Below are 6,296 nucleotides of genomic sequence, written 5' to 3'. Positions count from 1 at the left end.
ATATCTTTGCAAACTATTTGGGCGATATGAAACTCGATTACGACCAGAATATAAGCTTCATGTTTGGGGGAGCTCTCGTCTTGTCCATTATATCCATCATGCTATTACTCAAACTATCAAGCATTGCCAATTCTCTCGCAAAAGGCATTACATTTGGACATCTATGGAGACATAGAAACTAGATGAGATAAAAATCAATGATTCCCGTAACAGGCATCCTTAATACCCATATGACAAAATAACGAGGATATCCAATCCTAAAGTAAAAAATATTCGTACTGAAATTGAGTTATTTTCATAAATTAAAATGGAATAAAAAAGTAAAATAATTACACACAACGTACTTTACTTTATGTTCAAAATAATAATAATGACAATAAATATTAGGATGCATATAACTGTAAAAAGAGTCATATTAAAATGAAGTCGATCATTCTTGTAACTTTGATTGTAAACCTTTTATCAGCTTGTGCATTAGCACCAAAGCTAAAACAGCCCAATGATAGGAACCGGGTGCCTATTAATAAAACAATCCCTGCCGAAATTAAGCGAGGAGACAGATGAAAACAAAACAAGCAAAACCAGTGAAAGCCGAACAACTTAGAAGTTATTATGAAGAAAGCCGTGGCTTAGAACGGGATCTTATCAATGAATTTATAAGGTCGCGCAGAACGGCGTGGCGTGTAGCGAGTACTGTGGGTCTTTTTGGCTTATTCGGTATGATATGTGGAGTTGTTGGATTTTCTCAACCAGCTCCAACTCCCTTAGTATTGCGCGTTGATAATACGACGGGTGCAGTTGATGTTATCTCAATCATGCGTGAACACGAAGAAAGCTATGGTGAAGTTGTAGATAGATATTGGCTAAACCAATATGTGCTTAACCGCGAAACTTACGACTACGATACCATTCAACTGAACTATGACACAACAGCACTTTTAAGTGCAGCATCTGTTCAACAAGAATATTATAAAATCTATGATGGAGAAAATGCACGGGACAAAGTGCTTTCCAACAAAGCACGTATCACAGTTAAAGTACGATCAATCCAGCCTAATGGAATCGGTCAAGCAACTGTACGTTTTACGACTCAGCAACTTGACAGCAACGGTGCTGCTACTGGACCAAAACAGCACCAGATTGCAACAATTGGTTACACCTATGTCGGTGCACCCATGAAATCATCTGATCGATTGCTTAACCCCCTTGGTTTTCAAATAACAAGTTACCGTTCTGACCCAGAAATACTGTTGAATGATTAAGGAATTGATTGTTATGAAAAAACTTGCGTTCGTTGTTCTATTGTCTTCGTTTTCTTCTCTTTATACGGTACCTGTGCAGGCGCTCAAAAGTCCATCAAATTCACAATATGATCACCGCATTCGCTATATAACATATAACGAAGCCGATGTGGTTCAAATTGAAACAGTTCTTGGTGTGGCAACACATATTATTCTTGAAGAAGGTGAACAGTACATAACTCATGCCTTTGGCGATTCTGAAGCCTATGCCTTTGCTCATAAAGGGCGGCATATTTTTATTAAACCAAAAGCAGAGCTTGCCAATACCAATCTCATCGTTGTAACTGACAAACGGAGTTATAAATTCCGACTACAATTTCGGAATGACCGTGCGGGATCAACTTATGAATTGGCTTTCCATTATCCCGATTCAAACGATGAAAAGTCAGAAGAAAACAATCGACGCCTTGCGATTGAACGTGGTTTTCACCAAAGCATCAACGGCTACAATCTCAGTTACACCATGAGCGGTCACCAAGATATTGCTCCGATAAATGCTTGGGACAATGGGCGTATTACTTACTTCAAGTTTCCCGCTAACATGGATATGCCATCGATTTATGTCGTAGATGCTGAAGGAAATGAAAGCTTAATACCACGCACCGTTATCGGCAGTTCTAATGATATTATCGCCGTTCATAAGGTCAATCCTAAATGGCTCATACGGCTTGGTAAACGCGCTTTAGCTGTTTTTAATGAAGCCTATGACCCCAATGGCGTACCAAACACAACAGGGACAGTATCTTCGGTGGTTTATCGTATCAATAAAGGAGGAAAATGATGTTTGACAATAAGGAAGGAGAGGGAAAAGGTACAAAACTGGACAACGTCGAGCAAAAACATATTGAAGGTGCCTATGGAGGGTCGGAACTAGGTTCTGAACGTCGTCCGATAATTCCAGGTACCCGTGCATTGTTAGTGGTAGGGCTTATTGTCATAGTAGCGATACCGATTGCCTTGACTTGGAAAGCTTTTAAAATGCGTAATACCGTGGAAGTTGAGGAAGAAAAACCACAACAAATAGTACAGCAAATTATACCAAACTATGTCCCTCGGACTATAGAAGAGCCAAAGATTGTAGAAGAAGCAGAAAAATCAACACAAATAGAAGATTCAAACTTGGATATTCCACCGGCCTTGAGTAAACTTCTTCAAACAGCCATTCCTCCACATATGCTCCAAGATTCTGAAGAATTAGCACGCAAACGTATGCTCAGTTCTAGTCTTAACAACGGTGGTAGCGAAGGATCTACAGATACAAGTCATAAAGCATCGAATAATGATAGAGGTAATGGCGTATTATTTGATAACCTTCAGCCCGTGCGTTTAGGTCAATCACATGCGATGCAACTTCGTAACCGTGACTTTTTGATTACACAAGGAACGCAAATAGATTGTACGTTAGAAACAAAGATCATTACATCGCAACCCGGAATGACGACGTGTCATTTAACACGCGATATTTATTCGACAAGTGGACGTGTTGTTTTGCTTGACCGTGGTTCTAAAGTCGTTGGTTTTTACCAAAGTGGCATACAACAAGGACAAACGCGCGTGTTTGTGCAATGGTTACGCATCGAAACGCCTTCTGGTGTTGTTGTCAATCTTGATTCACCAGGCACAGGTCCTCTGGGTGAAGCGGGTATTGGTGGCTGGGTTGACAGACATTTTTGGGAAAGATTTGGTAGTGCAATTATGGTAAGCATTATCGGTGATTTAGGAGAATGGGTAAGAGGAAAAGTTAATAAAAGCAACAAAGAAGATAAAGAGAATTCACAAAATAAAGGTGCTCAAAATGCTGAATCTATAGCAATCGATGTTCTTCAAAATTCCATCAATATCACACCAACACTTTACAAAAACCAAGGCGAACGAGTAAATATTTTTGTTGCTCGTGATCTGGATTTCAGCAATGTCTACAGTCTCGTCACACGTTAACCCGGTACAGAAAGATCAAGCAGTTTTTCAGCTTCTGCAACCGCTTGATTGTTTTTTAGAAGATCCCACGATCACTGAATTATCGATTTGCCGCCCCTGTGAAGTATGGACAAAAAGCTTTAAGGGTTGGCAAGTACATAGCGTACCAGAGTTAACAACCACTTTTTTGCAAACGCTTATTACAGCTATTATCGTTTATAACGGTATGGCTCCCAGAAGTATTAATTATGTACTCTTGCCTGGTGGACAACGTGGTACAATTATACAAACACCAGCTGTTGTTGATGGTGCTCTTTCCTTTGTAATTCGTAAACATTCTCTTATAGTTAAGACGTTAGAAGAACTCAAAGAAGAAGGGGCATTTGATGATTTTTCTGATGTAAGTTTTAATAAGCCTTCAGCAAAAGAAGCCAATAACTTGTTATCGAGGCAAGACTTCACACGGTTGGAACCATTTGAAGTTCAACTCTTACAAAGTAAACGTGAGGGAAAAATTCTTGAATTTTTGGAAGAATGCGTCCTTCACAAACGCAACATTATCATTGCAGGCAAGACAGGATCTGGTAAAACAACATTTGCCCGCTCTTTAATTGAAAAGGTCCCTGTAGAGGAGCGTATTATCACAATTGAAGATGTTCACGAGCTTTTTCTACCCAATCATCCCAATCATGTACATATGATTTATGGTAACAATGTAGGCCGTGTTTCAGCTGAAGAATGCCTAGATGCGTGTATGCGTCAGTCGCCCGACCGAATTTTTCTCGCTGAATTGCGAGGCAATGAAGCATGGGAATATCTCAATTCGCTCAACACAGGTCATCCCGGATCGATTACAACAACGCATGCCAACAGCGCTTTGCAGACATTTGAACGATGTGCCACCTTGATTAAAAGATCAGAAGTTGGCCGGCAACTCGAGTTAGAAATGATAAAAATTGTTCTCTATACAACAGTTGACGTAGTGTTGTTCTTTAAAGATAGAAAACTCTCTGAAGTCTTTTACGACCCGATTTTTGCTAAATCAAAAATCGCTTAAAGGGAGCTTCCTCTCTCGGTAATATGAAGCAAACAAAAATAGCCGTAACTAATTGTTACGGCTATTTATTTTACTTTTCCTATTCTCTTTGCTTCTCCAATGGATTTTCTACACTCTTCATGAAGAAAAAAAGAAAAAAGTTAATAGACAACAACTCTACGAGAAAACCAAATTATACATAAGGCTCTCTCTATTCTCTTGCCTTTGATCATTCTTTCCATTTACCTTTTGAAAAAGTATCTTTGATGCAAAAAAGAAAAATAGCTGCAAAATAAATATTTAAACAAAAGAAAAGAAAAAAATTTGATTCGCCTATCAATGAAAGCTTCGTAAAATAGGTAGTTTCGATCACCACAAATAATTATCGTCATCAAGACCAAAACTTATCGTTTAAAAATTCTAAGCGCTATTTTCAAATGATTAATAAAGATGTTTTTTAACCAAACAATCTCCAAATACGGAAAACCTCATACGAAATAAATTATCATTTCGATTTAGCATCCATAAACCACATTCTATTTGGTAATAACAAAGTATAGTGGCATATCGACGTCTTCTTCGGACGAAGAAAGATTCTTAACCTCCGGTTGTTCGTAAACAATCAAATTTCCCTTAAGCAAGCCTTGCTAACCATAAACGTGGTGCATATCCCCACCCTAAAGAACGATGCCCATAAAATATACAAATAAGCGCTACTCTGAATATTCCTGCTCTCTTTTCTGCACCTCAAAAAGCAAAAATTCCTAAAAGCACAGATCTACAATCAGTCTTCTTAAGCCACGTCACATTGATTTATAAAGAGTGTTCATTATTTTACATGTTGGATAAAAGATCTTAGTACCGTAGGATTCTCTCATTTCAAAGCTGTTTATTAACCAAAACCATATCTCTTGCACATTACAAGTAAATAAAGCCGTATAGATGAAACTGTACTAAAAAGCACTAACAATGCCTCTTATAAACCATCCCAAATGCCAAAAATTGTCACAACATTGGGAGCAGGCAAAGTATCTAATAGCGCCCAACTTGCTCTTTTATGAAGTGTAAAAATAGGGATACTCTATAAATTTTATATTATTCATCGGAACTTTACCATTATACCATCCACAAACACTGTTGCAAAATGAACTTAGGTACATTAAAGAAATGCTTCTTTAAAACAAGCGCATAAATTGACAAGCCAAGTTGTATTTGGTTCGGGACGTTCTGTTTTACATAAAGGTTTTGATCTCATTAAAGAACGAGAGAAACAAAAGCGTGAAGCAATGCGTAATCTCTATTATTTAAAAGACATTACTCTAGATGCTCTTGAACGTCATAAAACTGAACAAAAAATGACGGCAAAAATGAAAACTGGTTTGCATCTTTACAGCTTCATATTCTCCTCAAATTAGGAGGCTGTATACCGATTTCAAATATTACGCCAAAAGAGATACCTAATACTCTTAACTCCCATCTGATAAGTAAAAGCTGCAACAGCAAAAGCTCTTTTAGAAAAACAACGCCATAAAGTCATTAATAAACCGACAATGAATTGGAGAAATGTTCCAGATTTTTATCAAACACTCTGCAAAGCAACAATAATGATACAACTGGCTTTGCATCTGCTTATTCTTACAAAGGTTTGTACCATTCCTTGCATCAATTCGTGACAATCAGATTGAAGGGGATATATGGACAATTCTTGGCTTGAAAATATGAAAGGAAGGTGTGATTCTACAACAGAATTTCGTGTCCCTTTAGTCAATAGAGATATTAGAAATTTTGAAATACGCGCATCTCAAGCGCATCTACTGTCTCACAATGATTTCTTTTTTTCTGCAACCCGTCGTGATACGCTCGCTGCAAATTGTATGGCTCAATATATTGCAACAGGCTGGGCTTAATACCTACCCGCATGGATTTCGCTCTAATTTACTTAATTGGCTAACAGGATTTCTACCTCTCACCACCTCAAAGGACGAAGCTTCTTACCCCGCACCAATCTGTAAACAATCTGCCTCCTTGCCTAAACATGCTCC

The 6,296-nt window shown here is 38.1% G+C and carries 5 protein-coding genes and 2 pseudogenes; all 7 read left to right on the top strand.

All coding sequences use genetic code 11. The features are described from left to right. A pseudogene (locus ACFILW_RS02055) lies at positions 1–182 on the top strand (trwi protein); the annotation flags it as partial. A 238-nt stretch (positions 183–420) separates the two neighbouring features. Further along, positions 421–564: a TrwH protein gene (locus ACFILW_RS02050; RefSeq protein ID WP_375622132.1), complete on the top strand. Its 144-nt coding sequence runs from the start codon at positions 421–423 to the stop codon at positions 562–564. Then, entirely contained in the window at positions 561–1,262 is a 702-nt protein-coding gene (locus ACFILW_RS02045; protein WP_375645584.1) for a virB8 family protein, read from the top strand. The genes ACFILW_RS02050 and ACFILW_RS02045 overlap by 4 nt, the downstream gene beginning before the upstream one ends. 13 nt (positions 1,263–1,275) lie before the next feature. Further along, on the top strand, positions 1,276–2,082 hold the full coding sequence (virB9, locus tag ACFILW_RS02040) for a P-type conjugative transfer protein VirB9 (RefSeq protein ID WP_375622130.1): 807 nt from the start codon (positions 1,276–1,278) through the stop codon (positions 2,080–2,082). After that, positions 2,082–3,239, top strand: a complete 1,158-nt coding sequence (gene virB10 / locus ACFILW_RS02035; protein ID WP_375685005.1) for a type IV secretion system protein VirB10 — start codon at positions 2,082–2,084, stop codon at positions 3,237–3,239. Before virB9 ends, virB10 begins: the two co-directional genes overlap by 1 nt. After that, positions 3,214–4,275: a P-type DNA transfer ATPase VirB11 gene (gene virB11, locus ACFILW_RS02030; protein ID WP_375622128.1), complete on the top strand. Its 1,062-nt coding sequence runs from the start codon at positions 3,214–3,216 to the stop codon at positions 4,273–4,275. The genes virB10 and virB11 overlap by 26 nt, the downstream gene beginning before the upstream one ends. A 1,232-nt stretch (positions 4,276–5,507) precedes the next feature. Further along, positions 5,508–6,204, top strand: a pseudogene (locus ACFILW_RS11230) (integrase); the annotation flags it as partial. Positions 6,205–6,296: the final 92 nt, after the last annotated feature.

This window comes from Bartonella sp. TT110JLCBS, from assembly GCF_042193405.1.
Taxonomy (GTDB): Bacteria; Pseudomonadota; Alphaproteobacteria; order Rhizobiales; family Rhizobiaceae; genus Bartonella.
Note: the sequence above shows the minus strand (reverse complement) of the source record. Positions and strands in the feature narration are given on the sequence as shown.

Bases quoted from the DNA above. Each gene is read 5' to 3' on its own strand.
- virB10 (WP_375685005.1), top strand. From the start codon at position 2,082: ATGTTTGACAATAAGGAAGGAGAGGGAAAAGGTACAAAACTGGACAAC.
- virB11 (WP_375622128.1), top strand. From the start codon at position 3,214: ATGTCTACAGTCTCGTCACACGTTAACCCGGTACAGAAAGATCAAGCA.
- ACFILW_RS02050 (WP_375622132.1), top strand. From the start codon at position 421: ATGAAGTCGATCATTCTTGTAACTTTGATTGTAAACCTTTTATCAGCT.
- virB9 (WP_375622130.1), top strand. From the start codon at position 1,276: ATGAAAAAACTTGCGTTCGTTGTTCTATTGTCTTCGTTTTCTTCTCTT.
- ACFILW_RS02045 (WP_375645584.1), top strand. From the start codon at position 561: ATGAAAACAAAACAAGCAAAACCAGTGAAAGCCGAACAACTTAGAAGT.